Source organism: Cryobacterium sp. MDB2-A-1, assembly GCF_004402675.1.
Taxonomy (GTDB): Bacteria; Actinomycetota; Actinomycetes; order Actinomycetales; family Microbacteriaceae; genus Cryobacterium; species Cryobacterium glucosi.
Genome location: NZ_SOFK01000041.1, coordinates 108,384 through 134,110, shown reverse-complemented (window position 1 = coordinate 134,110; position 25,727 = coordinate 108,384). Strand labels below are relative to the sequence as shown.

Annotated in this window: 17 protein-coding genes and 1 rRNA gene; 5 read left to right on the top strand and 13 right to left on the bottom strand. The window is 68.8% G+C overall.

Annotated elements, in window-relative coordinates; translation table 11 throughout:
• Window positions 1-14: 14 nt before the first annotated feature.
• Window positions 15-131 (top strand): 5S ribosomal RNA (gene rrf, locus E3O39_RS15925).
• A gap of 211 nt (window positions 132-342) precedes the next feature.
• On the opposite strand, the gene E3O39_RS15920 is transcribed toward rrf, so the two are convergent.
• From E3O39_RS15920 to E3O39_RS15900, 5 genes are all read right to left on the bottom strand, one after another.
• Window positions 343-984 carry a histidine phosphatase family protein gene (locus E3O39_RS15920; RefSeq protein ID WP_255454098.1) on the bottom strand — a complete coding sequence of 214 codons (642 nt, stop codon included), beginning with the start codon at window positions 982-984 and terminating at the stop codon, window positions 343-345.
• A gap of 134 nt (window positions 985-1,118) precedes the next feature.
• Entirely contained in the window at window positions 1,119-2,438 is a 1,320-nt protein-coding gene (locus tag E3O39_RS15915) for a glycosyltransferase 87 family protein (protein WP_166787242.1), read from the bottom strand.
• A gap of 137 nt (window positions 2,439-2,575) precedes the next feature.
• Window positions 2,576-5,983, bottom strand: coding sequence for a DEAD/DEAH box helicase (locus E3O39_RS15910; protein WP_134446161.1), 3,408 nt, complete (start codon window positions 5,981-5,983; stop codon window positions 2,576-2,578).
• 87 nt (window positions 5,984-6,070) lie between these two features.
• A complete protein-coding gene (locus tag E3O39_RS15905; RefSeq protein ID WP_166787243.1) occupies window positions 6,071-6,979 on the bottom strand; it encodes a universal stress protein in 909 nt (302 codons plus the stop codon).
• Window positions 6,980-7,088: 109 nt separating this feature from the next.
• Window positions 7,089-9,020: a primary-amine oxidase gene (locus E3O39_RS15900; protein ID WP_134446163.1), complete on the bottom strand. Its 1,932-nt coding sequence runs from the start codon at window positions 9,018-9,020 to the stop codon at window positions 7,089-7,091.
• A gap of 185 nt (window positions 9,021-9,205) precedes the next feature.
• Here E3O39_RS15900 and E3O39_RS15895 point away from each other — a divergent pair, with 185 nt between their 5' ends.
• On the top strand, window positions 9,206-11,392 hold the full coding sequence (locus tag E3O39_RS15895) for an ATP-dependent Clp protease ATP-binding subunit (protein ID WP_134446164.1): 2,187 nt from the start codon (window positions 9,206-9,208) through the stop codon (window positions 11,390-11,392).
• 139 nt (window positions 11,393-11,531) lie between these two features.
• Complete coding sequence (locus E3O39_RS15890; protein WP_134446165.1) at window positions 11,532-12,578, top strand: zinc-dependent alcohol dehydrogenase family protein; 1,047 nt, start codon at window positions 11,532-11,534, stop codon at window positions 12,576-12,578.
• Between the two features lie 112 nt (window positions 12,579-12,690).
• On the opposite strand, the gene E3O39_RS15885 is transcribed toward E3O39_RS15890, so the two are convergent.
• The 7 genes from E3O39_RS15885 to E3O39_RS15855 all read right to left on the bottom strand — a co-directional run bounded on the left by E3O39_RS15885 (window position 12,691) and on the right by E3O39_RS15855 (window position 20,644).
• A complete protein-coding gene (locus tag E3O39_RS15885; protein ID WP_134446166.1) occupies window positions 12,691-13,284 on the bottom strand; it encodes a nitroreductase family protein in 594 nt (197 codons plus the stop codon).
• Between the two features lie 221 nt (window positions 13,285-13,505).
• Window positions 13,506-15,206 (bottom strand): long-chain-fatty-acid--CoA ligase, encoded by a 1,701-nt coding sequence (locus E3O39_RS15880; protein ID WP_134446167.1) that lies wholly within the window; start codon window positions 15,204-15,206, stop codon window positions 13,506-13,508.
• Window positions 15,203-16,345 (bottom strand): low specificity L-threonine aldolase, encoded by a 1,143-nt coding sequence (locus E3O39_RS15875; protein ID WP_134446168.1) that lies wholly within the window; start codon window positions 16,343-16,345, stop codon window positions 15,203-15,205. Before E3O39_RS15875 ends, E3O39_RS15880 begins: the two co-directional genes overlap by 4 nt.
• Window positions 16,346-16,399: 54 nt before the next feature.
• Window positions 16,400-17,524, bottom strand: a complete 1,125-nt coding sequence (locus E3O39_RS15870; RefSeq protein ID WP_241985109.1) for an ABC transporter permease — start codon at window positions 17,522-17,524, stop codon at window positions 16,400-16,402.
• The gene (locus E3O39_RS15865; RefSeq protein WP_134446169.1) at window positions 17,521-18,405 is read right to left on the bottom strand and encodes an ABC transporter ATP-binding protein; all 885 of its coding nucleotides are present in this window, start codon (window positions 18,403-18,405) and stop codon (window positions 17,521-17,523) included. The genes E3O39_RS15870 and E3O39_RS15865 overlap by 4 nt, the downstream gene beginning before the upstream one ends.
• Before the next feature lie 124 nt (window positions 18,406-18,529).
• Window positions 18,530-19,219 (bottom strand): SDR family NAD(P)-dependent oxidoreductase, encoded by a 690-nt coding sequence (locus tag E3O39_RS15860; protein WP_134446170.1) that lies wholly within the window; start codon window positions 19,217-19,219, stop codon window positions 18,530-18,532.
• 15 nt (window positions 19,220-19,234) lie between these two features.
• Entirely contained in the window at window positions 19,235-20,644 is a 1,410-nt protein-coding gene (locus tag E3O39_RS15855; protein ID WP_134446171.1) for a DUF6421 family protein, read from the bottom strand.
• Window positions 20,645-20,989: 345 nt separating this feature from the next.
• On the opposite strand from E3O39_RS15855, the gene E3O39_RS15850 reads away from it, so the two are divergent.
• Window positions 20,990-23,110, top strand: coding sequence for a glucose PTS transporter subunit IIA (locus E3O39_RS15850; protein WP_370294940.1), 2,121 nt, complete (start codon window positions 20,990-20,992; stop codon window positions 23,108-23,110).
• Between the two features lie 79 nt (window positions 23,111-23,189).
• On the opposite strand, the gene E3O39_RS15845 is transcribed toward E3O39_RS15850, so the two are convergent.
• Window positions 23,190-24,392, bottom strand: a complete 1,203-nt coding sequence (locus E3O39_RS15845; RefSeq protein WP_134446173.1) for a class I SAM-dependent methyltransferase — start codon at window positions 24,390-24,392, stop codon at window positions 23,190-23,192.
• A gap of 245 nt (window positions 24,393-24,637) precedes the next feature.
• Here E3O39_RS15845 and E3O39_RS15840 point away from each other — a divergent pair, with 245 nt between their 5' ends.
• Window positions 24,638-25,726 (top strand): LacI family DNA-binding transcriptional regulator, encoded by a 1,089-nt coding sequence (locus tag E3O39_RS15840; protein ID WP_134446174.1) that lies wholly within the window; start codon window positions 24,638-24,640, stop codon window positions 25,724-25,726.
• Window position 25,727 lies beyond the last annotated feature (1 nt).

Below are 25,727 nucleotides of genomic sequence, written 5' to 3'. Positions count from 1 at the left end.
CCATCGAAAGATGTTTCGGCGGCTATAGCGAGAGGGAAACGCCCGGTCACATTCCGAACCCGGAAGCTAAGACTCTCAGCGCCGATGGTACTGCAGGGGAGACCCTGTGGGAGAGTAGGACACCGCCGGACTTAACTTAGAAACACCAGAAAAGCCACCCCACGGGGTGGCTTTTCTGCTTTAACCCACATGCATCAGCCAGCCTCGCAGCCTTGCACTGGCCCCGCCCTGCACTGGCCCCGCACGACACCAGCGCCGCTACGCCCCAGGCACGCCGGGCGCGTAACAGCGCAACTGGCGCGCCACCCGCGGAGGTCAACGGGAGCGGTCAGGGGTCAGGGGTCAGCGGGCGGGGACGGCGTCGAGGGCGTCCAGGTCGTTGTCGAGGTCGTCTGTTGCCGTCAGGACCTCGCCGTTGAGTACCTGGAGCGACCAGTCGGTGTCGTCCAGGCTGGCGACGGTCAGGGCCGCGTTGGTGATGGTGCCGACGAACTCGCCGAGGGCCTTCATCAGGGTCAGGCGGATCAGCGTGCCGTGGGAGACGACGATGATCCGGGCCCCGGGGTGCGCCACGGCGAGCTCACGCAAGGCCTCGAGGCCGCGCGCGGCGACATCCGCTTCGGACTCCGCGCCGATGAAGCCGCCGTTGCCGGTCGGACCGCCATCGATGCGCAGGGCGTCGAGCTCAGGGCCGGCGCTCAGGCCCTCCGCGGGACCGTAGTTGCGTTCCACGATCTCCGGGATGCGGCGGGTCACCGTGAGGCCGAGGCCGTCCGCAATGAGGTCGGCGGTTTCCGCGGCCCGGGACAGGGTCGAGGAAACAATGAAGTCCCAGTCGTAGTCCGCCAGGTGGCCGACCGCCTCGGCGGCCTGCGCGCGCCCGGTGTCGTTCAGCGGGATGTCCGACAGACCCTGGATCCGCATGGCGGCATTCCAGTCGGTCTGGCCGTGGCGGATAAGGGCGAAGGTCGTTGGTGAAGTCACTACTCCATTGTCCCCCGGCCGGGGACCCAACCGGGAATCGCCCAGGCGGCCCGGACCCTGCCCGAACGCCTGCGACGCACGGCAGGGCTACGCCCGGCTCTGGGCGGGTGGAGACTGCGCGGGTTGACGCCGGGTCAGGCGGCGACGCTACGCGAGTTGCTCGCGGCCAGGCGGCGGGAGAGCAGTGCGGGCGAGGTGACGGGAGCCACGACCATGCTCCACAGCGTGACGAGAGACCAGCCGAACATCACGATCAGGAGGCCGTTGCGCGCCGTCAGCAGCACGAGCGCCGACAGGTCGCCGTTGACGAGGGGCATGTAGAACACCGGGAAGATCAGCGTGGTCAGAACGCCGATGGCGACCATCATGTACGCCGGCGCACGCCAGGCGTGCCAGCTGTGGCTGACTCCGACGATGACGACGGGCGCGAGCCACAGCATGTACTGAGGGGACCCGACCTTGTTGAAGATGATGAAGGCGCCGACGAGCGCGAGCGACCCGACGAGCAGGAGCTGCGAGACGTCGTGGTGACGGCGCAACGCGACCAGCATGAGCGTGACGATCGCCCCCATGGCGATGAACATCAGCGGATTCATCAGGGAGGCGACGAGCGTTGTGCCGGGTCCGCTGACCTCGCGGGTGGCGATCGCGTAGTTCTGGTAGATGAACGTGTTCGGGTGGCCGAGGGCGGCGAGCCAGACCCAGGGGGTCGTGATCGGCGCTTCGAGCTGCATAGCCCGGTCGGACTGCATCGTGACGAAGCCGGTGATGTACTTGAGTCCGCCGAGAGCGAAGACAGTGCCGACGACGCCGGCCGTGACCGCGATGCCCGTGAGGATCACCGTGATGCGACGCCGGGACGCGACAACGACGGCGACAACGACGGCCGCCGGCCAGACCTTCACCCAGGTGGCGATGGTGAGCAGTGCTGTGGCCACGATCGGGCGACGGGCGAGCAGGACGAGACCCATGATCACGAGCGGGGCGGTGAGGCCCTCGAGCCGGAGCAGGCCGACGGGGCTCAGGACGAAGCTGATCACGAGGAAGAACCAGGCGGAACGGTAGCCGCTGATCTTGCGGCCGGCATCCGTGAGCACCATGACGGCCAGGGCGTTCAGCGCGGCCGTCATCAGGAACCACATCAGCTGGTACAACAGCGGACCGCCGAGGCCGGCGAACACGATCGGGAACAGGGCGCCGATCGGGTAGACCCACTCGACGTTGATGCCCATCCAGACGTGGTGCACGAGGCCCTGCTGGGCCCAGGTGCGGTAGAGGGGCAGGTCGCCGAGGACATTGCCGGTCAGGATCGCGGGGAGGAGGGCCAGGAGGAAGACGACGTGGATGGCGATGAAGCCGATCACGAGGGTGCGGGGGGTTTCCAGCCACAGGCGGCGGGCGGGCGTGAGAACGCGTCGGACCCGGTGGTCGACCTGGTCAAGAATGTAGGACATTTCACTCACCTCTGCAGACGGCCAAAAGCCCGGGAGGGCAGACTTCATCCAAATTATAGGTTTGTGCGCTGGGTTGCAAGACAGTTCTGCCCGGTTACCGGCCCTTCCTGCTGAGAGAGCTCACAGCCTGATGGCGGTCAGGCGAGCAGTTCGCGGATGTCCGCGGCCGTGAGCGCGGTTCCCCTGGCGCCGTCGGCGGAGAGCACGCTGTCGAAGAGGCGTGCCTTGGTGGCCTTGAGCGCCATGACCTTCTCCTCGATCGTGTTCTTCGCGACGAGCCGGTAGACGAACACATTCTTGGTCTGGCCGATCCGGTGCATCCGGTCGACGGCCTGCGCCTCGGTCGCGGGGTTCCACCAGGGGTCGAGCAGGATGGCGTAGTCGGCCTCGGTCAGGTTGAGCCCGAAGCCTCCGGCCTTGAGGCTGATCAGGAACACCGAATTGGTACCGGTCTTGAACTCGTCGATCACCGCAGCCCGGTTGCGGGTCTTGCCGTCGAGGTAGGAGTAGCTGATGCCGGCGGCTTCGAGCCGGTTGCGGGCCCGGCCGAGGTACTGGGTGAACTGGCTGAAAATGAGGGTGCGGTGCCCGCCGGCGACGATGTCTTCGAGCAGTTCGAGGAGCGCGTCGAGCTTGGTGGAGGGGATCCCGTCGTACTTGGCGTCGTAGAGGCCCGCGTCGAGGCTGAGCTGGCGGAGCATCGTGAGGGAGCGGAAGATCTCGAAACGGTTCGCGTTCAGGTTCTCGATCAGGCCGAGCACCTTCTGCCGTTCCCGGGCCAGATGGGTGTCGTAGACGGCCCGGTGCCGGGGGTTCAGGGTGAGCTCGAGCACCTGCTCCTGCTTGCTCGGCAGGTCACCGGCGACCTCCTCCTTGGTGCGGCGCAGCATGAACGGGCGGATGCGGCGGCGCAGCTGGGCGAGCCGTTCGTCGTTCGCATCCCGTTCGATGGGCTTCTGGTAGTAGTCCGCGAAGCGGGTGGGGCTCGGGAACAGGCCGGGCGCAGTGATCGACAGCAGCGACCAGAACTCCATCAGATTGTTCTCGAGCGGGGTGCCGGTGATCGCGAGCTTGAACGGTGTGTCGAGGCGCCGGGCGCATTGGTAGGCCCTGGATGCGCGGTTCTTCACGAACTGGGCCTCGTCGAGCAGGAGACCGGCCCACGGCACCGCGTTGTACTCGTCGAAGTCGAGGCGGAACAGCGTGTACGAGGTGATCACGACATCCGCTTCGGCATGGAGGGCTGCGATGCCCGTCGCCCGTTTGCGCGAGGTCTCCGTGACGGATGCGACGCGCAGGCCCGGCGCGAATCTCGCGCACTCCGCAGCCCAGTTCGAGACGACGCTCGTGGGAGCGACGACGAGGAACGGGTGCGCGGGTGCGTCGCTGTCGCGTGCGGCCACCGCGCGGCTGATCAGGGCGATCGCCTGCAGGGTCTTACCGAGCCCCATGTCGTCGGCCAGGATCCCGCCGAGCCGGTGGTCGTGAAGGAAGCCGAGCCATTCGAAGCCGGACTGCTGGTAACTGCGGAGTGTCGCGTGCACGCCGTCCGGCAGCGGGAGCGTCGGTACCCGTTCCACGTCGGTGAGCCCGGCGACGATGTCGCGCCAGCCGGCGGCCTGGCTTGTCACGACGCCGAGTTCCTGCAGTTCCTCCCAGAGGTCGGCCTGGAAGGGGCTGATGCCGAGGGAGGTCGCGGATGGTTCCTGCAGGCTGCGGGCTTCCTCGATCAGGCGGCGCAGGGTGTGCAGTTCGGGCCGGTCGAGGCTGAAGTACGTGCCGCTCGGGAGGATGAGGATGTCCTGGCCGGTCGCGAGGGCCCGGAACAGCACGTCGAAGGGCACGTCCTCTCCGTCGATCGAGACGGACACCGCGAGATTGAACCAGTCCCGGTCGTCGAGGCGCTCGCTCGTGCCGACGCTGATCACCGGGGCGGTGTCCGCCGCCCGGTAGTCGACCACGACGCCGCTCTGCACGACGACGACGTCGGGGAGTACTTCGAGCCGCGGCACGACCCCCTCGAGGAAGTCGATCATGCCGGCGCCGGTGAGTTCGGAGTGCCCGGACAGCCGGGGCACCCCGCCGCGCCGCGGGGCGAGCTCGGTGAGGGGTGCGAGCAGTTCGTCGACGGAGCGGAGGATCCGTGCCTCGGCGGCGGAGTCCCGGTAGCGGTGCTCTCCCGGAGCCGGCCGCAGTTCGAGGTCGTATTCCCCTGCTGGGGTTTCGGTGCTGGTGCTGGTGCCGGTGCTGGTGGCGGCCGGGCCCGCCTGGTAGCGCCACGCCCAGTTCAGAGCGATGCGCGCATCCGCCTGGTGGCTGATCGTGAGCGTGAGCTCGGGGCGCGGGCTTTCGGGCAGCTCGAACGAGTCGTCGCGGCTCGTGACGCGCGCACGGTCGCGGAGGTACGGGTAGAACTCGGCGAGGAAGTCGGGCTCGTCGGCGGTGGGCACGTCGATGGACTGGCCGGTGGCGGCGAGGTTCCGCAGCTCCCTGCTGACCTCGACAGCGAGCGGCGCGAGGGTGAGCCTGCCTCCGGTCGGGTCCCCGGCCGGGGCATCCTGCCAGGTGTAGATGCCGTGCGCCGGGTCGCCCGTGAAACCGAACCGGCCGCCGGGCAGCCGGTGCTCGTCGAGTACGACGGTGGGGGTGAGCGCGAGGCCGCCGGGTGTGCGGCGGATGTCGAGCTCGAGTGATGCGGGACGATCGGCGATGCGCACGGGATCCTGGGCGCCCGAGGTGGAGATGAGCGGGATGCCGGCGGCCGTCGCCTCCTCGAGCAGGCCCCAGAGCGCCCGGTCCGGGAAGTCGTCGAGCTGGATCCACTGCGTCGCCGAGCCGTAGTACGGGCGTCCGGCGAGGTGCAGGGCGTAGAGCGCGGAGAGCACCCGCCGTTGGGCGCGCTGGGCGGTGCCTGCGGTCTGGGCGATGTTGTCCCAGGTCAGGGCGCCGCGGATCCAGCGGCCCTGCTTGCCGAGCAGCATCGGCCGGGCGGCGAGGTGCCGTCCACCGGACTGGAACCGGGAGTTGACCGGGGCGAGCACCTGGAACTGCAACGCGAGTTCCGTCCCTGTCCGCGCGGCCGTCTCTCCGGGTGTGGGCAGGCCGCCGAGCGCGCTGCGCCAGCGCGGGACGGTCGGGGCGGGCGCTGCGGATGCTGCTGCGGGGGACTGGACTGCATACAGGGCCGGCGGCGCGGACCGCCTGCGGAAGCGGTCGACGTCGGCCTCGTCGGCCTCGATCGAGCCCGGATTCCCGCCGTTCCGGCTCGTGACGAGCAAGGCGGCGACATGCTTGCAGTTGCTCCGCATCGGGCAGGTGCAGAGCCCGGTCGCGCGCACCGCGACACCGGCGGGATTCAGGATGAACGAGATGGTCACCGTGTACGGCGTGCGTCCGGTGCCCCGGACCTTTCCGATGAGTCTGGTGCCCGAGTCGTCCCAGACTTCGGACAGGACGTGGCCGTTGCGTGCATAACGTTCACCGCGCGAAAAGGCCTGGCTTCCGACGAGGAGGGCGATCTCGTGTGAGCTGAGAGAGTGAGCCATAAGGGGGAAGAGGGTTCCTTAGAAGGTCGAACCCCATTCTCCCACGGTGTGGCCGGCAGCGGAGGCGGCGGCGGCCTCCGCTGCCGCTCAGCGGGCGAGGCGGGCGGCGGCGCCGGTGGGGACGACGACGAGCGGCACCGGAAGGGCGTTGAGCATCCGGTGGGCGGTGATGCCGAGGAAGATCGTGGTCGGCTGGGCGAGGCGGCTCGAACCGACGAAGGCGACTTCGTCCGTTCGCCACTCGATGGCCTCCACCGCGGACTCCACGTTCTCGCCGACGGCGACCTCGGTCGTGATGGCGCCCGGAGCAGACGATCGCGTCGAGTAATACTCGAGCACCGATTCGAGATGCGCCGTGCTCTCCGCGGTCCGGGCCGCCTCGACAGCGGGCGTCGACTCGCCGTGCTGGGCGCGCCGGGAGTCGACCTCGACGAGGGTGAGGAAGCGCACGTCAACGCTGAGGCCCTCCGTGAACGCCAGCAGCGAATCGAGGAGAGTCGACCAGCCGGGCCGGGTTCCGATCGCGCAGGTGATCCGGGAGATCTGCGCCGGGGCGAGGTACCCGTGCGGCGCGAGGGCGACGGGTACGGGCGAGGCGTGCAGGAGGGCGTTTGCGACACTGCCGATCGTGTAGCGACCGCGGATGCCGTGGCGTGAGGCTCCGACGACGATCCGGTCGGAGTCGAATTCCGTGACGGCCCTCAGCAGCCCGTCGGAGGTCGCATCCGCCCAGATCAGGTGCGTCGTGGCCACGACGTCGGCCGGCACTCTCGCCGCGGCGCCGGCGAGCCACTCGAGGCCCTGCTGTTCGAGGAGCGCCTCGAAGTCGGAGCCGGAGGCGCGCAGCCGGGAGGGCGCGATAGTGGAGTGCGGCAGCACGAGGCACAGCCGCAGCTCGGCTCCGGTCAGCCGGGCGAGGGCGACCCCGAGTTCGATGGCATCATTGCCGCGATCGGTCGCTTCGTAGGCGACGACGTAGTTCGCTGTCCTGGTCACGCTGGATCTCCCTGGGTTCTCGGTGAAATGTCGGTGGGGCTGGTCTGTGCGCTTCGTGGCCGGTGCTGCTCGGTGCTGCTCAACGCTGGTCAGTGCTGGTCAGTGCTGGTCAGTGCTGGTCGTGATGCTCATGTCCGTGCGCGTGTCCTGCGGCACCCGGCTGCACGTCGAGGGAGGGGTTGCGGTCGAAGAAGCCGACCGGCTTGAGCCAGAATGACACGGTGTCGGCCGGCATGACGGGCCACTCCTCGGGGCGGGTGATGTGGTGGATGCCGAAGACGTACCAGAGCACGATGTCGGTGTTCCGCACCGGCCGCCCGGCGCGGGTCCACTCGGGCAGGCCGTGGTCGACCGCGCTCTGGTTGACGAACTCGCCGCAGGGCCAGCGCTGCGTCTCGTCTCCGGGGGTGACCCACACCGTGTGCCCGATCACCTGGGCGCGCTGGAACACCGGCGAGGAGGGGTCGAAGAACGAGGGAATGGCGCCGCCCGGAACGAGCTTGTACGACACCGGGGTGCCGAGCCCGTTCAACGTCGCCTCGTTCACGACCTTCCAGCTGCGTTGGGTGGCCCAGTCATAGTCGTCGAAGCCCTCGGTCTCGATCGGCGTGTTCCGCTGGGTGAGGGCGAGGCCGAGCGGATTCGCTTCGTCGATCGGCTCGACGCGCGTCTCGGAGCGGAACACCGTGTTCTCGGTCCCGTCGATGTCGAGGTCCATCCGGGCGACGATGAAGTGCTGGTGGAAGGGGGCGTATGTGCGGGTGTCCACAAGGGTGCCGTTCGGATGCGGGTGGCCCGCGTCGAGGCTCGTGACGACCATGATCCCGGTCGCGCGCACCTCGCACTCCATATTGCCGTCCTGGTAGAAGCGCCAGTAGACGAGGTATTCGTAGTTCGCGACGGTGACGTGGAAGGAGACGACGAGGCGACGCATCCGCCGTACCTCCGATCCGCCATCGTGGTCGACGTGCTTCCAGAGCACGGCGTTGTCCTCTTCGTGGATGCAGATGGCGTTGGGAATCGAGTATGGTTCGCCGGCGCTGTTGTGCAGCACGGCGTCGAGGTAGCGGATCTCGCCGAGGCAATCGCAGCCCAGTTCGAGTGAGGTCGTCATGAAGCCCAGGCCCCACTCGCCGATATCGAAAGCCGTGCGACGGAAATGATCGACGCTCGGATCCCGGTAGGGCACGACCATTTCGGCGAAGGAGAGCCGGTTGGCGATCGGGCGGACGCGCTCGCCGTCCCGGTAACTCACCTCGTGCAGCGTCATGCCCTCCCGGTAGTTGAAGCCGACCCGGAGCGACCAGTTCTGCCACTCGACCCGGTGGCCGGTGACGGTGAAGCTCGGCCCCTCTGCCTGCACGATGTCGAGCGGCCTCAGCGGAGGCCGCCGGCTCAGATCGCGGATGCGAGGAGGGATGAGATGCGGCACGTATTCGCCCATCACGGCCGGGCGGTCGACCGCGAACGAGTCCTCGACGTCGAGGAGTTCCATCGTGTTGACGTCGATCACGAAGTGCAGTCCGCTCACCGGTCCGGCATAGGGGTTGGCGCCCGCCTCCGCGCGCACCCAGACGTCGGACCAGCCGATCCTCCTGCCCCGGAATCGCTCAGGGATGACGGCGTCACCGTAGGTCCAGGTGTCGATGAAGACGTTGTCGAGATCGGTGATGTCCCGGCTGGCGAGGGCGGCGACGACGTCCGGGTGCGCGCGGAGAGCCGCATCCGCTTCGTCCCACTCGTCGACCGTGAAGTTGGCCTGCACGCCCGGCACCGTGGTCCAGTCGAGCAGGGCGTCTGCGCTGAGGGAGACGACCGCCACCCAGGTGCTGTTCTCGGCCCGGTTCAGCACGACGAGCCGGGCGAGGCGCTCGGGCACCGCACCGGCACGATCGAAGGCGGACCTGGCGTGCCGGCCCGGCTCGACGAGTTCGATCGAGGCGAAGCGCCAGCCCGGTCCGACACCGCGCTCGCGGCCGACGATGGCTGCGGCCGCGGTGAACTCATCGGCCGTCAGTGGGTCGAGGGGATGGAAGGTCATCGGGGCTCCTCATCATCGAAGGCGTGTCTCGGCGGCGCTGTCGCCTGCCGCCGTTTGCGGTCATTATGGCACCGGTGCCGCCGGACGCGAGTGCTGGCGCCGAGCGTCGCCAGCCTCTAAACTTGAGTCGACGCGACTCAGCTTTGTTTGTCGGCGGGCTGTCGCACGAGAGAGAGGAACTTCCCATGCAAGCAGGCCAGCAGCCGCCCCAGGAAGAGGCGAAGTCTGCGCTCGAGAAGTACGGCGTGAACCTCACCGAGATCGCGAAGAGCGGCAAGCTCGACCCCGTGATCGGGCGGGACGCCGAGATTCGCCGCGTGAGCCAGGTGCTCACCCGCCGCACCAAGAACAACCCGGTGCTGATCGGCGAACCCGGTGTCGGGAAGACCGCCGTTGTCGAGGGTCTCGCCCAGCGGATCGTGGCCGGCGACGTGGCCGACTCACTCAAGGGCAAGCAGCTCGTGGCGCTCGACCTCGCCGCCCTCGTGGCCGGGGCGAAGTACCGCGGCGAGTTCGAGGAGCGGCTGAAGGCCGTGCTCAAGGAGATCAACGACGCCGAGGGTCAGATCATCACCTTCGTCGACGAACTGCACACCCTGATGGGTGCGGGCGGCGGGGAGGGCTCTGTCGCGGCATCCAACATGCTCAAGCCGATGCTCGCCCGCGGCGAACTGCGCCTGATCGGAGCGACGACGCTCAACGAATACCGCGAGTTCATCGAGAAGGACGCCGCCCTCGAGCGGCGCTTCCAGCCGGTGCTCGTCGACGAGCCGAGCGTGGAGGACACGGTCGCGATCCTGCGCGGCCTCAAGGAGCGCTACGAGGCGCACCACAAGGTGTCGATCGCGGATGCCGCTCTCGTCGCGGCCGCGTCCCTCTCGAACCGGTACATCACCGCCCGTCAGCTGCCGGACAAGGCCATCGACCTGATCGACGAGGCCGCGAGCCGGTTGCGGATGGAGATCGATTCCGCCCCCGTCGAGATCGACGAGCTGCGCCGCAGCGTCGACCGGCTCAAGCTCGAGGAGCTGGCCCTCAAGAAGGAGAAGGACGACGCCTCCCGCCAGAGGCTCGAGAAGCTGCGGGCCGACCTGCTCGAACGTGAGGACACCCTGAAGGGACTGCAGGCCCGGTGGGACAAGGAACGCGCCTCGCTCAACCGGGTCGGCGAGCTCAAGACCCGACTCGACACCGCGCGGAGTGAATCGGAGCGGGCCCAGCGCGAGGGCAACCTCGAACGCGCCTCCCGGCTGCTCTACGGCGACATCCCCGTGATGGAACGCGAACTCGCCGCCGCCGAGCAGGCAGAGTCCGACGGACCGCGGATGGTCAACGACCAGGTCACCGCGGAGGACATCGCTGCCGTCGTCGCGATGTGGACGGGTATTCCCGTCGGTCGCCTGCTCCAGGGCGAGACCGAGAAGCTGCTCAACCTCGAGGGCGAGCTCGCGCATCGGCTGATCGGCCAGAAGCGCGCCGTGCGCGCGGTCGCAGACGCGGTGCGTCGCAGCCGGGCCGGCATCTCCGACCCCGACCGGCCGACCGGCTCGTTCCTGTTCCTCGGACCGACCGGCGTGGGCAAGACCGAGCTCGCCAAGGCGCTCGCCGAGTTCCTCTTCGACGACGAGAAGGCCATGATCCGCATCGACATGAGCGAGTACGGCGAGAAGTTCTCGGTGTCCCGCCTGGTCGGGGCGCCTCCCGGCTACGTCGGCTACGAGCAGGGCGGGCAGCTCACCGAGGCGGTGCGCCGGCGCCCGTATTCGGTGATCCTGTTCGACGAGGTCGAGAAGGCGCATCCCGAGATCTTCGACGTGCTGCTGCAGGTGCTCGACGACGGGCGCCTCACCGACGGCCAGGGCCGCACCGTCGACTTCCGCAACACCATCCTCGTGCTGACGTCGAACCTCGGCTCGGCGTTCCTGATCGACCCGACGCTCAGCACCGAGCAAAAGGAGGAAGCCGTGCAGCTGCTCGTGCGGCAGACCTTCAAGCCGGAATTCGTGAACCGGCTCGACGACATCGTCGTCTTCCAGTCGCTGTCGATGGAGGACCTCGGCCAGATCGTGGAGCTCATGATCGACCGGCTCGAGAAGCGCCTCGTGGAGCGCCGCCTCGAACTGGCCGTGACGCCGCGGGCGCGCACCTGGCTCTCCGAACGCGGCTACGACCCGATGTACGGCGCCCGCCCACTGCGGCGGCTCATGCAGACCGAGATCGACGACCGGCTCGCGACCGCGATCCTCTCCGGCAAGGTGCGCGACGGTGACACCGTGCTCGTGGACCTCGCGGCCGATGGCGACTCCCTCACGGTCGCGCCTGCGCCCGCTGTGCCGGTGCCGCCGCATCCGCTCGACGAGGCCGACCTCTAGAGCGCCGGCCCGTATCATCGCGAGAGCGGGTGAGGCGTCGTTTTCGCACCCTGAAACCGACGATTCACCCGCTTTCGCGGTCAGCGGAACGGGGGCTGGGCGACGGCGTGCCGGCGAGGTCGGGAACTAGGCTCGGAGCATGCGTGCAACTGTGATCTATGGCGAGCGGGACATCCGCCTCGAAGAAGTACCCGACCCGATTCTCTCGACCGGCGGTGACGCGATCGTGCGCGTCGTCGCAGCCTGCGTGTGCGGCTCCGACCTGTGGCCGTACCGCGGCGTGCAGCCGACCAAGGAGCCGCACCGGATCGGCCACGAATTCGTCGGCGTTGTCGAGGAAATCGGCGCAGACGTCACCACGATCAAGGTCGGCGACTTCGTCATCGCGCCGTTCTACGACTGCGACAACACGTGTATCAACTGCCGGAACGGCGTGAGCACCTCCTGCCTGCACGGCGGCTGGTGGGGTGCTGACGACCGGCTCGGCGGCTTCGCCGACGGCGCCCAGGGCGAGCGCGTCCGCGTGCCGCACGCGGACGGTTCCCTCGTCGCGACACCGTCCCAGCCGACGGATGCCCAGATCCCGGGCCTGCTGACCCTCGCAGATGTGATGGGCACCGGGCACCACGCCGCGGTCTCCGCGGGAGTGACCCCGGGCAGCACCGTCGTCGTCGTGGGTGACGGCGCCGTGGGCCTGTGTGCGATCCTCGCCGCGAAGCGCCTCGGGGCCTCACGGATCGTCGCCATGTCCCGGCACGCCTCGCGGCAGGTCGTCGCGCGCGAATTCGGCGCGACTGACATCGTCGAGGAGCGTGGCGCCGAGGGCGTCGCGAAGATCCACGAGATGTTCGACGGCATCGGCGCGGACTTCGTGCTCGAGTGCGTCGGAACCAAGGAATCGATGGAGCAAGCTGTCGCATCGGCCCGACCCGGCGGAATGGTCGGTTACGTGGGCGTGCCCACCGGTGGCCCGATTGCCATGCAGCCCCTCTTCGGCCGCAATGTCGGGATCAACGGCGGTGTCGCATCCGTGCGCGGCTACATCGAGGAACTGCTGCCGGAGGTGCTCTCCGGGGCGATCAACCCGGGCCGTGTCTTCGACCTGGAGCTGCCGCTCGCCGACGTCGCCGAGGCGTACGCCGCGATGGACGAGCGCCGCGCGATCAAGGTCCTCCTCCGCCCCTAACCCGCCCGGAACCCGCCGCTCGCAGCGTTCCTGGCCGCGAGAGTACGAAAAAGGCCCCTTCGCTTCGCGTGAAGGGGCCTTTTTCGTACTCTCGCGGGGGAAGCGGGGTGGGTCAGTCGTTGGCGAGCAGGAGCTCGGTGAGGGGCTTGCGGGTGCGCGGCGCGATCTCACGGGCGTAGAGCTCGGGGGAGAGGGCGTCGACGTCACCGAGGACACCGAGGACGGTCACCGAGACGACGGCGAGGTCGGACGTGAGGCCGAAGGCCTCGGCGATCGCCGCGCCGTCGATGCCGCCGAGCTGGTGGGTGTACAGCCCCTCTTCCTGGGCCTGGATGGTGAGGTGCGCGACCGCCTGGCCGAGGTCGTAGCGGGCCCACGGGTTCTCGCGGGTCTCGTCGATCGGCAGATGCGCGATGTTCACGATGAGCACGGACGCGGCATCCGCCCAGGACTTGTTGAAGCCCATCAGGCCCTCGTATACCTTGGCGAAGCTCGCGGTGCCGCGGCGCGCGACGATGAAGCGGGCCGGCTGGATGTTGCTCGCGGACGGGGCCCAGCGGGCGGCCTCGAGAAGCGTTGTGAGGGTCGTCTCGTCGATGACCGCGGTCGGGTCGAAGCCGCGCGGGCTCCATCGTCCGGAGAGCGCGGGGAGAAGGGGCGACGTCGTGTCGGCGGCGCGGCTGAGGGTGTCGGTGATGAGGGTCATGTGCCCGTCTTTCGTCTGGAGCGTGTGGGTGTCCGGGGCAACGTTGACCCGCTCTCTTCAACGCGCGAGCGCCGCGTCGTTATTCCATGCACACGCATACTGCGCGGCCGTGTGTCGCTTTGTGTCGCGAAAGCGGGTGAATCGTCGGTCTCAGCGCGGGATAACGACGATTCACCCGCTTTCGCGGGTTGGGCCGGGCCGGGTGGCGGGTGGGGCGGGCGTTAGGCGGGGGTGGCGGCGATGAGGTTGTCCCGCACCTGGCGGCGCAGCACCTTGCCCATCATCGAGCGGGGGAGCTCCTCGACCTCGACGATGCGCCGCGGCACCTTGTACGCCGAGAGCCGGGTGCGGCAGTACTCACGCAGGGCGTCGACGTCGAGCGCGGCGCCGTCGGTGAGCACGATCGCGGCGACGACGTCCTCGCCGCCGTTCTTGCTCGCGATGCCCACGACGGCGGCGTCGGCGACGTTGGGGTGTGAGAGCAGAGCGGCTTCGACCTCGGACGGCGACACGTTGAACCCGCCCGTGATGATGAGTTCCTTGATGCGGTCGACGATGGTGACGAAGCCGTCGGCGGAGACGCGCACGATGTCGCCGGTGCGGAGCCAGCCGCCCTCGAGGAGCACCTTGGCGGTCTCGCTCGGCTGGTCCCAGTAACCGGAGAAGACCTGCGGGCCGCGGACGAGCAACTCGCCCTCTTCCTCGACACCGCGGTCGATCGACGGGTCCTTCGGGTCGACGACGCGGATCTCTGTGCTCGGGAACGGCACTCCAACGGTACCTGGGCGGCGGCTCGGGCCGATCGGGTTTCCGATGGCGATCGGCGAGGCCTCGGTCATGCCGTACCCCTCGACGAGGAGCCCGCCGGTGGCGGACTCCCAGCGTTCGACGATCGAGACGGGCAGGCTCATCGCGCCAGAGATCGAGAAGCGGATGCTCCGCAGGCTCACGTTCCGTTTCTCGGCAGCGGTGACCAGCCGGTCGTAGATCGGCGGGACCGCGGGAAGGAAGGTCGGCGGAGTGTGCTTCGCGGCGTCCAGCAGCAGGTTCTCATCGAACTTCGGGAACAGTACGAGCCGGGCCCCTGTCGCCATCGCGAAGGTGAGGCAGAGGGTGAGGCCGTAGGCGTGGAACATCGGCAGGACGGCGTAGAAGACCTCCTGGCCGGGGGTGAGACCGGGCACCCACGCCTCGCCCTGGAGCGCGTTGGCCCGCAGGTTCGAGTGGGTGAGGATCGCGCCCTTCGGGGTGCCGGTCGTGCCGCTGGTGTACTGCAGAACCGCGGTGTCGCCGAGGGCCGGTCGCGGGTGGTTGTGGCGGAGCTTGCGGGCGCGCACGAGGGAGGACCACTCGATGGCGTCCTTCGGCAGCTCGGAGACGGTGAGTGCGTCTCGCGAGGACCGGGCCTGCTTGATCGGCAACCGCAGGGCGATGCGCTTGACCAGCGGCATCGCATCCGTGAGGTCGACGGCGACGACGGTGCGGAGTCCCAGGTCGGCCGGGAAGTCGCGCACGGTCGCGTAGACCTTGTCCCAGACGATCGCGACCCGGGCGCCGTGGTCTTCGAACTGGTGCCGCAGCTCGCGCTCGGTGTAGAGCGGGTTGTGCTCGACGACGATCGCGCCGAGGCGCAGCACGGCGTAGAACGCGACCACGTGCTGGGGGCAGTTGGGCAGCACGAGAGCGACCCGGTCGCCGGGCTTCACGCCGAGGCGCATCAGCCCGTTCGCAACGCGCGAGATCTGCTCCCCGAGCTGGGTGTAGCTCGTGGTGCCGCCGAAGAAGTCGAGCGCGATCGCGTCGGCGTAGAGCCGGCAGGAGGCCTCGATCATGCCGACGAGGGTGTCGGAGGGGGCCGGGATGGTGTTCGGCACCCCGGGGGCGTACGAGCCGAGCCAGGGCTTGTTGGCGAAGGCGTTCATCGTTCGGCCGGTTCGGGGGTTTGCACGGTGTCCCGGTCGCTCGCGAGCGCGCGAGCCGACCCGAGTTCGACCTTGAGGGCGGCGACGAAGGCGTCGATGTCGGCCTCCTCCGTGTCGAAGCCGCACATCCAGCGCACCTCGCCGGTCGCCGGGTTCCAGTCGTAGAAACGGAACGCCTCCCGCAGGCTGTCGGCGACGCCGGGCGGCAGCACCGCGAACACGGCATTGGACTGGGTGGGCTGGCTGAAGGAGACGCCTGTGATCGAGCCGTCCGCGATGCCGTCGTCGAGGGCGGTTCGCAGTTTCGTGGCCATGGCGTTCGCGTGGCCGGCGTTCCGGAGCCAGAGGTCGCCGTCGAGCAGCGCGATCAGCTGTGCCGAGATGAACCGCATCTTCGAGGCGAGCTGCATGTTGAGCTTGCGCAGGTAGACCAGGCCGGCGGATGCCTCGGGGTTGAGCACGACGATGCACTCGCCGTACATCATCCCGTTCTTGGTGCCGCCGAAGCTCAGCACGTCGACGCCGGCGTCGCGCGTGAACGCGCGGAACGGGACGCCGAGCGCCGCGGCCGCATTGGAGAGGCGGGCGCCGTCCATGTGCAGGGTCATGCCGTTCGCGTGCGCGTGGTCGGCGATGGCCCGCACCTCCTCGATGCTGTACGCGGTGCCGAGCTCGGTGGTCTGGGTGATCGAGACGACGAGCGGCTGGGCGCGGTGCTCGTCGCCCCAGCCCCAGGCCTGCTGGTCGATCAGCGCGGGGGTGAGCTTGCCGTCGGGGGTGTCGATGGTGAGGAGCTTGATGCCGGCGACCTTCTCGGGGGCGCCGCCCTCATCCGAGTTGATGTGCGCGGTCGAGGCGCAGATGACGGAGCCCCAGCGCGGCAGCATCGACTGCAGGCCGACCACGTTCGCGCCGGTTCCGTTGAAGACGGGGAAGGCCTCTGTGCCCTCGCCGAAGTGCCGCGCGAACACCTCCTGGAGGCGCTCGGTGTACACGTCTTCGCCATAGGAGATCTGGTGGGCGCCGTTGGCCCTGCCGATCGCCTCGAGGATCTCGGGGTGCACCCCGGAGTAGTTGTCCGAGGCGAAACCGCGCGAGGAAAGGTCATGGAGTTGAGTCACCCCTCTATCCTTGCGCATCCGGCTCCGCCGCCACTGTGAGATGTGCTCGCGGACCGGCGCCCGCGCATCCGCTCAGCCCAGGAGCGCCTCGCGGAAGGTGACCCGTGCCCCCATCCGGAGGAGAGAATTCGCGTAGATGCGGGAGCCGATCAGGATCACGAGGGCGGTCGAGGCGAGCAGGATCGCGAGCGAGAGCAGCGGCTCCCACCAGGCGGCGGTGCCGAGGAAGATCCGCATGGGCATTCCGACGGGTGCCGAGAACGGAATATAGGACATGATCGCGAGCACGGTGGGGTTGTCGTTGAACAGGATCACCAGGAAATAGGGAATCATCACGAGGACGAGCACCGGCGAGGTCGCCGAGCCGACGTCCTCCTGCCGGGACACCATCGACGCCGTCGCCGCGAACAGCGAGGCGAGCATCACGAACCCGAACGCGAAGAACACCGCGAACCAGACGAGCGACGGGCCGATGTCGCCGAGCAGGGCGTGCTGGCCGGTCACCGCCATGCCGATAGAGACGAGCAGGCCGATCGCGACGATCTGCCCGAAGGCCATGATGCTGTTGCCGACGACCTTGCCGGCGAGGAGCGCCCGCACCGGGATGGTCGTCATCAGGATCTCGACGACGCGGGTCTGCTTCTCCTCGACGACGCTCTGCGCGATCGTGGAGCCGAAGGTGATCGCCGACATGAAGAAGACGAGCCCGAAACCGATCGCGACGAGGTAGACGAGGCCCTCGCCCTGTTTCGATGGTTCCAGAAGGGTCACCTCCGGGCGGAGGCTGAGGACGCCGATGACCTCGAGCGGGGTCGCGGAGAGGGCGATCACCCGCAGGGGCAGCGGATAGTCGGCCTGCGATTCCGCCGGCACGATCGCGGCGGTCACCGTGCCCGCCCGCACGAGGGCCTCGGCGGCGGCGACATCGTCGGCCTCGACGGCGGCCAGCGTGCCGGCCTGGCGCACGACCTGCGCGGCGGCGGACCCGACCACCGCGACCTTGGGCAGGGTCTGGTTCTGGCTCGCGATGCCGCCGGCCACGACGGACCCGATCGAGACGAGCAGAAGGATGCCCGTGGAGATCAGGAAGGCCTTGCTGCGGAGCCGGGCCACGATCTCCCGGGTCGCCACGAGCCAGACGCTCTGCCGAAGCGTCGGCACCGGATACCGGTCGGCCGTTCCCGATGGAGTGCTCACTGCACGACCTCCTTGAAGATGGAGGCCAGGCTCGGGCGTTGCCGGCTGAAAGCGAGGACCGGGCCGCGCTCGAGGGCGAGGCGGAGGACGGCCTGGCTCGCGGCATCCGTCTGGGCCTCGAAGACAGCGAAACCGCCGCTCACCTCGAGGACGTCGACGCCGGGCACCGTGCGGACCCAGCCGGCGTCGTCACCCGTGCGGATCTCGAAGCGCGGGCTGCTGTGCCGCTCGCGAAGTTCCTCGCGGGGGCCGTTCGCGCGGATCTCGCCGCCGGCGATGATGACGAGGTCGTCGCAGAGGCGTTCGACGATGTCGAGCTGGTGCGAGGAGAACAGCACGGGGACACCGCGAGCGGCATAACTGCCGAGCACGCCCATCACGACCTCGACCGCGAGCGGGTCGAGTCCGGAGAACGGTTCGTCGAGGACGAGGAACTCGGGGTCGTGCACGAGGGCCGCCGCGATCTGCGCACGCTGCTGGTTGCCGAGGGAGAGCGATTCGACAAGGTCGCCGCTGCGCTCGCCGAGGCCCAGGCGCTCGAGCAGCTCTGCGGCGTTGCGCCGGGCGGATGCCGGGGGCAGCCCGTGCAGGCGGGCCAGATAGACGAGCTGCTCGCCGATCTTCATCTTGGGGTACAGCCCGCGTTCCTCGGGCATGTAGCCGAAGCGGCGGCGGTCATCCGCGGTCAGCGGAACCCCGCCCTGCCGGACGTCGCCGGAGTCGGACGACAGCAAGCCGAGGATGATCCGCATCGTGGTCGTCTTGCCTGCGCCGTTCGCGCCGACGAAGCCGGTCAGTCGGCCGTCGGCGATGTCGAAGCTCACGTCGGTCAGCACCTGCCGGGTGCCGAACCGCTTACTGACGTGCTCGATCGAGAGCATGCCCCTCCTCCGTATGCTTGCCCACGCTAGCGCGCCTCTCCGCTACCTGTCGCCGGTTCGGACAATAGTGGCCGTGACACCGGCCGCAGTCGTCCGCAGCGGCAACACCTGTCGGGTGGCGCGGTCAGCCGAGGGGGATGCGCGTGTTGTTGACGGATGCCGCCGGCACGTCCCAGAGGGAGACGACCCGTTCGGCGAGCTCGGGTTCGAGGCCGTCAAGGGCGCGGACCACGAAGACCGCGGTCGCGGCGGTCTGGCCGCTCGGTGGGGCCGCCTTCGCGAAGCCGTGGCCGACGGCGCGGGTCCACGTTTCCGCCGCCGACTTCGCCGCGGCGTAGTTCGCACCGCCGGGGGCCGGCGCTTCCACCGAGACCGACGAGACGATGCCGAGGCGACCGGTCGGCGACGCGAGCAGGTCGGCGTTGAAGGCGCGGCTCGTGTTGCGGAGCGTGGTCACGATATTCCGGTGCAGGAATGCCCAATCCTCGTCCGACTGGCCGGCGAGGCCGCCGCCGCCGCGCCAGCCGCCGACGAGGTGAATGAGCCCGTCGATCATGCCGTGGTCTGCATGGACGCGTTCGGCGAGGTCGGTGACGGCGGTGAAGTCGGCGAGATCGCAGGCATAGGGGAACGAGCCGGGCACGCTCCCGACGAGTGCGTCGAGGCGTTGCCGGTTCGACCCGACGACGATCACGCGGGCGCCCGCAGCCGCGAGCGCCGCGGAAACGGCCAGCCCGGCGGCACTCGTCGCACCGGCGACGAGCACGGTGCGGCCGGCGACGAACCTGCGGGCGGCATCCGCTGCTTCGGTCATCGTCGGCCGCCCCGCCTAGTCGCGCCCGGTGATGCCGGCCGTCGACTCGATGACGGCCTTCATCTTCTTGTCGAGCGCCTCGAAGAACATCGAGAGCGGGAATTCGTCGTCGAGCACGAGGTCGGTGTACCCCTTCGGAGGTCCGGCGAGCACGTCGAGCGGGAGCCCGCGCGCCCAGGCCGAGGCCGGGTTCGGCGTGAGCGTCTCGGCGATCATCGCGTACGCGGCGAGCCAGTGCGCCTTCTTCGGCCGGTCGATCGAGGCCCAGTAGAGTTCGTCGATCCGGGCGCCGAGTGCGATCACGACGTCGGGGACGGCGTCCCAGTCGAGGCTGAGCGCAGTGTCCGTCCAGTGCAGCACGTGGTGCTGGTGCATCCACGCGAACAACAACTGGCCGCCGAGGCCGTCGTAGTTGCGCACCCGGCTACCGCTGATCGCGAAGCGGAAGATCCGGTCGAAGATCACCGCGTACTGCACGAGGCTCGCATGCCTGCGGGCCTCCGGGCTCGCGTTGTCGTCGCGCGCGATCGTGACCGACTCGCGGAAGGCGGTGAGGTCGCAGCGCAGTTCCTCGAGGGAGTAGAGGAAGAACGGCATCCGCTGCTTGATCATGAACGGGTCGAACGGGAGGTCTCCGCGCATGTGGGTGCGGTCGTGGATGAGGTCCCACATCACGAAGGTTTCCTCGGTGAGGTGCTGGTCGTCGAGAAGCGCCGCGGCCTCGGTGGGCAGCTCGAGGCGGGTGATGGCGGATGCCGCACCGACGACCCTGCGGAAGCGCGCGGCCTCCCGGTCGGCGAAGATCGCACCCCAGGTGAAGGTCGGGATCTCGCGCATCGCGACCGTCTCGGGGAAGAGCACGGCCGAATTGGTGTCGTAACCGGGTGTGAAATCGAGGAACCGGATCGGCACGAACAGCTTGTTCGTATACTCCTGCTCGAGTTCGGCGACGAACTCCGGCCAGATCACCTCGACCAGGACCGCCTCGACCAGACGGTTCGTGCTGCCGTTCTGGGTGTACATCGGGAAGACGACGAGGTGACGGATCCCATCGGTCCGGTGCAGCTGCGGCTGGAACTCCATCAGGGAGTCGAAGAAGTCGGGCACGCCGAAGTCTTCGGCCGCCCAGCGGGCGAAGTCGCGGCCGAGCGCCGCGAGGTAGCCGGCGTCGTGCGCGAAATACGGGGCGAGTTCCTCGATGGCCGAGCGAATCACGGCGACGTGGCCGGCGGCATCCGCCCGGTCGGCGGGCTCGGGGACCGAACCGTCCTTGGCCTGGATGGCCTGCATCGCCGTGGCAGCGGCCTTCAGTCGCAGCCACGCCGGGGTGGTGGCGACGTCTGTGCCGATTGCGGTGCCGAGGTCCGGCGTGTCCTCGAGAACCTCGGGCTCACCGACCAATGCTTCTGCACTGTAATTCGACATGGGAACCTCCCGTCCTCGTGAGTGCCGCGGTCGCGGCGGTCCGTACGCGCTTCTCTGCGCGAGCCCCCAGCGTATCCGGGGACAGACGGCGTTTTCATGCGGGCTGCCGCAGTGAATCGCCGTGTTCGGCCGGTTTCGCGCGTGAATAAGCCGCGCAGTGCAGCCCGGTACCGCCCACGGGCGCTCGCGATCTCCCTCGGTCCATCCTGAAACGATTCATGTTCCCTGCGCTCGCCGCGTCGGTCAAAACCGGTGCTGAGATGTGCACAAAGATCGTGTACGTTGCTAATGATGTGTGAAAACCCACACGACTTTCTCAGCCGGCCCACACGGTCGCCCTGAGTCGTGCCACCGGAGACACACGTTCTTAATCCACACCCAAAGGAGTCCAAGGTGGCGTCGAAACCTGCTGCAGAGATTATTCAAAGTATCGGAGGTGCCGGAAACGTCGTGGGTCTCACCCATTGCGCCACCCGGCTCCGTTTCCAGCTCAAGGATGCATCCGGTATCGACCAGTCGGCCGTCGAGGCGATTCCCGCCGTCCTCGGCGCCGTCCCCCAGACGGGCGACCGCTACCAGGTCGTCATCGGTGGCGCGGTTGAGACCGTGTACAACGAAATTATGGCCCTCCCCGAAATGAAGCGGATCAGCTCCGGCGGATCCAGCGAGGGCGACTCCGTCGCCGATATGAAGGCTGCGGGGAAGGCAAAGGGACCGCGCGGAAAGTTCGCCGCCCTCGACACGTTCTTCGAGGTCCTGTCCGACTCGTTCCGTCCCATCCTCGGTGCGCTGCTGGGCGCGTCGCTGTTCATCACCTTCATGGCCTTGATGGCGACCCTCGGTGTCATTCCGGCCTGGAACGCGCCCGGCGTCACCCTTGATCCGTCGTGGCAGTTCGTGAACCTGATGTGGCAGGGCGTCTTCGTCTTCCTGCCGCTGATGGTTGCATACAACGCCTCCAAGCGGATGGGCGCCGACCCGTGGGTCGGCTTCGGCATCATGGCCGTCGTCATGCTCCCGGGCTTCACCGCCCTGGGGAAGACCGATGGTGCGGAGTCCGTCTTCGGCGGCCACGCATCCGTCGTGCAGATCTTCGGACTGCCGCTGACGGTGTTCGACTACAGCTCGCAGGTGTTCCCGCCGCTGCTGATGGCCGGCGTGCTCGCCGCCCTGACCGTGCTCCTGAAGAAGATCATTCCGTCCAGCGTCCAGCTCATCTTCGTACCGTTCATCAGCATGCTCATCATGATCCCGCTGACCGCCTTCCTGATCGGCCCGATCGGTGTGTACGGCGGAGCCGGACTCGGTAACTTCCTCAAGTCGATCAACGATTTCTCGCCGTTCATCTTCGCGGTCGTCATCCCGCTGGCCTACCCGTTCATGGTTCCGCTCGGCCTGCACTGGCCGCTCAACGCGATCATGCTGCTCAACATCCAGTCCCTCGGGTTTGACTTCATCCAGGGCCCGATGGGCGCCTGGAACTTCGCGTGCTTCGGCGCCACTGCCGGTGTGCTCTTCCTCGCCATTCGCGAGAAGGACCGCCTGATGAAGCAGACCGCGACGGGCGCTCTCGCTGCCGGTCTCCTCGGCGGTATTTCCGAACCCTCCCTCTACGGAATCCACCTGCGGTTCAAGCGCATCTACCCGCGCATGCTCATCGGTTGCCTCGTCGGTGGCGTCATCATCGGACTCGGCGGCGGCGTCAAGACCAGCGCATTCGTCTTCACCTCGCTGCTGACCATCCCCGCGTTCGACAACATCCCGCTGTACACGATCGCCATCGCTGCAGCCTTCTTCACCGCGATGATCCTCGTGATCCTCTCCGGCTACCAGACGCCGGAGCAGAAGGCGGAAGTTGCCGCCCAGGTTGCGGCCGACGAAGCCGAAACGAGCAAGAAGTCCGCACACGTCGCATCCGTCGCAGCACCGGTTGCCGCCGGTACTGCAGGCGCAGGCGTCGCCACTGCCACTGCGACCAGCACCGGAACGGCCACCGCCGTCGCCACCCTGCTCGCCACGATCGGTTCGCCGGTCGCCGGCATCGTCGTTCCGCTCGCCGAGGTCCCTGACCCCGTGTTCAGCAAGGGAATCGTCGGCCCCGGCGTCGGGATCGACCCGACAGAGGACACCGTCTACGCCCCCGCTGCCGGCAAGGTCCTCGTCGCCCAGCCGACCGGTCACGCCTTCGGGCTGCTGCTCGACAGCGGCGTCGAACTGCTCATCCACGTCGGTATCGACACCGTGAACCTGGCCGGCAAGGGCTTCGACGTCAAGGTCGCCGCCGGCGACCGGGTCGAAGCCGGCACCCCGCTGGTGGTCTTCGACCGCACGATCATCGAGGACGCGGGCTACTCGCTCGTCACCCCGGTGCTCGTGACGAACGCCCGGAAGTTCGGGCCCGTCGAGCAGGCTGCCTCCGGCCACGTCCAGGTCGGAAGCCCGCTCCTGACGGTCGCCGCTAAGTAACGGTCGTCATCAGGTAATACGCATCACGTTTCACCGCACAAGGCGGGCAGAGGATTCTCTGCCCGCCTTGTGTTTTTTGTCAGGAGCGCTCAGGGGCGGATGCCGCGCGCAGTCGCCAGAGCGAGGTCACCTCTGCGGCCCTCGCCGCGTGCAGCGGGTCGTCGGCGTCGGCGGCCTTCCGGTGCACGGGCTTCGTGTCGAGGCGTGCGACGACCTCGAGACCGGCGTCGTCGAACTGGTCGAGCAGGGCGTCCCTGGAACGCAGCCCGAGGTGCTCGGCGATGTCGGAGAGCACGAGCCAGCCCTCGCCTCCGGGTGCGAGATGCCCGGAGAGGCCGGAGAGGAAGCCCTGCAGCATCTGCCCGTCGGGATCGTACACGGCGTGGTCGGTTGCGGTGACGGCGGCGCCGGGGATCCACGGCGGATTGCAGACGATCAGGTGGGCGAGTCCGGACGGGAACAGGTCGGTGTCCTCGATCGTGACCGACTTCGTGAGGCCGAGCCTCGCAACGTTCTCGCGCGCACAGGCCAGCGCGCGCGGGGACGTGTCCGTGCCGATCACGCGATCGACGCCACGGCCGGCGAGGATCGCGGCGATCACGCCGGTGCCGGTGCCGATGTCGAAGGCGGTGCGGGAGGCATCCGTTGCCGCGCTCGTGCTCCCGGTCGAGGCCGTCGCGGGGAGCGGCGCGGCGAGCACGAGGTCGAGGTATTCGCCGCGAACGGGCGAGAAGACGCCGTAGTGCGCGTGGATGCTGCCGCCGAGCGCCGGGACGACGACGCCCCTCACCCGCCACTCGTGGGCGCCCATGACGCCGAGCAGCTCGCGCAGTGACGTGACCGTCGCGGTACGCCCAGCCGGGCCGTAGGTCTCGAGGCAGGCGGCTCGGGCATCGGGCGCGCGCCGCAGGGCGATCGTGTAGTCGGCGTCGAGCGGAATGAGCACGAGGCCGAGCAGCCGGGCGCGCTCGTGGGCGTCGGCCCTGGTCCGTTCGAAGAGGGCCGCCGGGCCGCGGCGCGGCGGATGCGTGCGGCGGCGCGCGGTGTCGATGTGGTCGATGCGGCGGGCGAGTGCGCCGAGCAGCTGCCGGGCGTTCTGGAAATCGCCGGCCCACAGCATCCCGGTGCCCGACTTGGCGAGGCGGTATGCCGCGTCCGCGGTCATCCGGTCGTCGGCGACCACGACGGTCTCGGGTGCCGGCCAGTGGTTCTCTGAGTGCCAGCCGGTGAGCGGGGGCGACGGATGCGTGAGATCGGCGGGCTTCAGCGGCGTGCGGGACATGGGGTCCGCTCCTGTGACACGACACGTGGTGGCTGGGCCTCCGACGCTCGTGCGCGTGGGACTCGTCCCCCCGGACGAGTGCCGGCGGTCTCCCCTGAGTATCGCAGCGTTCGGAAGGGAACGGGGCTGGCGAACGGGGTTGTGCGGCAGGGGTGTTGACAGCCGGGAGGGGAGCCACCTAGTATGGAAACGATTCCATGGAATCGTTTCCACGACGCAGGGCCCAATCACACAATGAGGTGAGCATGATGAACGCGATCACGATCCGCGAGGTCGCAGCGCTCGCCGGCGTCTCCGTCGCCACAGCCTCCCGGGTGCTCTCCGGCAACCCGGCCACCTCGCCGACCTCGAGGGCCCGCGTCGCCTCGGCCGCGGCGGAACTCGACTTCCGGCCGAACGCCCAGGCCCGCGCGCTGCGCGGAGCCAGGACGAACGCCCTGGGCCTCCTGGTTTCCGACGTGCGGAACCCCTTCTTCGCCGACCTCGCCCACACCGTCGAACAGGCGGCCAACCTGCACGGCTACGTGACCCTGCTCGGAAACGCCAACGAACGCGCCGACCAGCAGGACCGGTACCTCGACACCCTGATCTCGCGGAGGGTCGACGGCATCATCCTCGCCCCCGTCGGGGAGGGGAGCGACAGCATCCGCTCCCTCATCGCCCGTGAGATCCCCACCGTCTTCGTCGACCGCACGATCGCGGGCATGGACCTGCCGAGCGTGACGACGGATGGAACCACCGGCATCCGCCAGGCCGTTGAACACCTCGCTGCGGCCGGCCACACCCGGATCGGCTATATCTCGGGGCCGCAGGCCAGCTCGACCGGGCGAGACCGGTTCGCCGCCTTCACCCGGTGCGTCACCGAGAACGGGCTGAGCGCCGACCCCTCACTCGTCTACTTCGGCGACTACCAGGCGGCCAGCGGCTCGGCCGGCGTGCACGCCCTGCTGGGCCTCCGCGAGCCGCCGACCGCCCTGCTCGTTGCCGACAGCCTGATGGCCGTCGGCGCCATCGCCAGCCTGCACGACCGCGGGGTGCTTCTCGGCGTCGACCTCGCCATGGTCGCCTTCGACGACGTCGAGTGGTTCGCGCTGCTCAACCCCGCACTGAGCGTCATCTCGCACAGCGTCGCTGACATGGGCCGCACCGCGGTGGACCTGCTGCTGCAGGTCATCGACGGCGGCACCCCTGCCTCGGTCGTGCTGCCGAGCGAACTGATCGTCCGGGCGTCGTCGGCACCGGCCGGAACACCGGGAACACCGCCCCGCCCGCCCACGCCGCCCGCGGCACCCCCAGCACCCACAGCCAGTCATAACAGCGTAAGGACGCACTGAA

What these genes read in the sequence shown, in the direction of transcription:
- E3O39_RS15915 (WP_166787242.1), bottom strand. Translation starts at nt 2,438, where the DNA reads ATGTCCTACATTCTTGACCAGGTCGACCACCGGGTCCGACGCGTTCTC.
- E3O39_RS15910 (WP_134446161.1), bottom strand. Translation starts at nt 5,983, where the DNA reads ATGGCTCACTCTCTCAGCTCACACGAGATCGCCCTCCTCGTCGGAAGC.
- E3O39_RS15900 (WP_134446163.1), bottom strand. Translation starts at nt 9,020, where the DNA reads ATGACCTTCCATCCCCTCGACCCACTGACGGCCGATGAGTTCACCGCG.
- E3O39_RS15895 (WP_134446164.1), top strand. Translation starts at nt 9,206, where the DNA reads ATGCAAGCAGGCCAGCAGCCGCCCCAGGAAGAGGCGAAGTCTGCGCTC.
- E3O39_RS15890 (WP_134446165.1), top strand. Translation starts at nt 11,532, where the DNA reads ATGCGTGCAACTGTGATCTATGGCGAGCGGGACATCCGCCTCGAAGAA.
- E3O39_RS15885 (WP_134446166.1), bottom strand. Translation starts at nt 13,284, where the DNA reads ATGACCCTCATCACCGACACCCTCAGCCGCGCCGCCGACACGACGTCG.
- E3O39_RS15880 (WP_134446167.1), bottom strand. Translation starts at nt 15,206, where the DNA reads ATGAACGCCTTCGCCAACAAGCCCTGGCTCGGCTCGTACGCCCCCGGG.
- E3O39_RS15875 (WP_134446168.1), bottom strand. Translation starts at nt 16,345, where the DNA reads ATGCGCAAGGATAGAGGGGTGACTCAACTCCATGACCTTTCCTCGCGC.
- E3O39_RS15865 (WP_134446169.1), bottom strand. Translation starts at nt 18,405, where the DNA reads ATGCTCTCGATCGAGCACGTCAGTAAGCGGTTCGGCACCCGGCAGGTG.
- E3O39_RS15860 (WP_134446170.1), bottom strand. Translation starts at nt 19,219, where the DNA reads ATGACCGAAGCAGCGGATGCCGCCCGCAGGTTCGTCGCCGGCCGCACC.
- E3O39_RS15855 (WP_134446171.1), bottom strand. Translation starts at nt 20,644, where the DNA reads ATGTCGAATTACAGTGCAGAAGCATTGGTCGGTGAGCCCGAGGTTCTC.
- E3O39_RS15845 (WP_134446173.1), bottom strand. Translation starts at nt 24,392, where the DNA reads ATGTCCCGCACGCCGCTGAAGCCCGCCGATCTCACGCATCCGTCGCCC.
- E3O39_RS15840 (WP_134446174.1), top strand. Translation starts at nt 24,638, where the DNA reads ATGATGAACGCGATCACGATCCGCGAGGTCGCAGCGCTCGCCGGCGTC.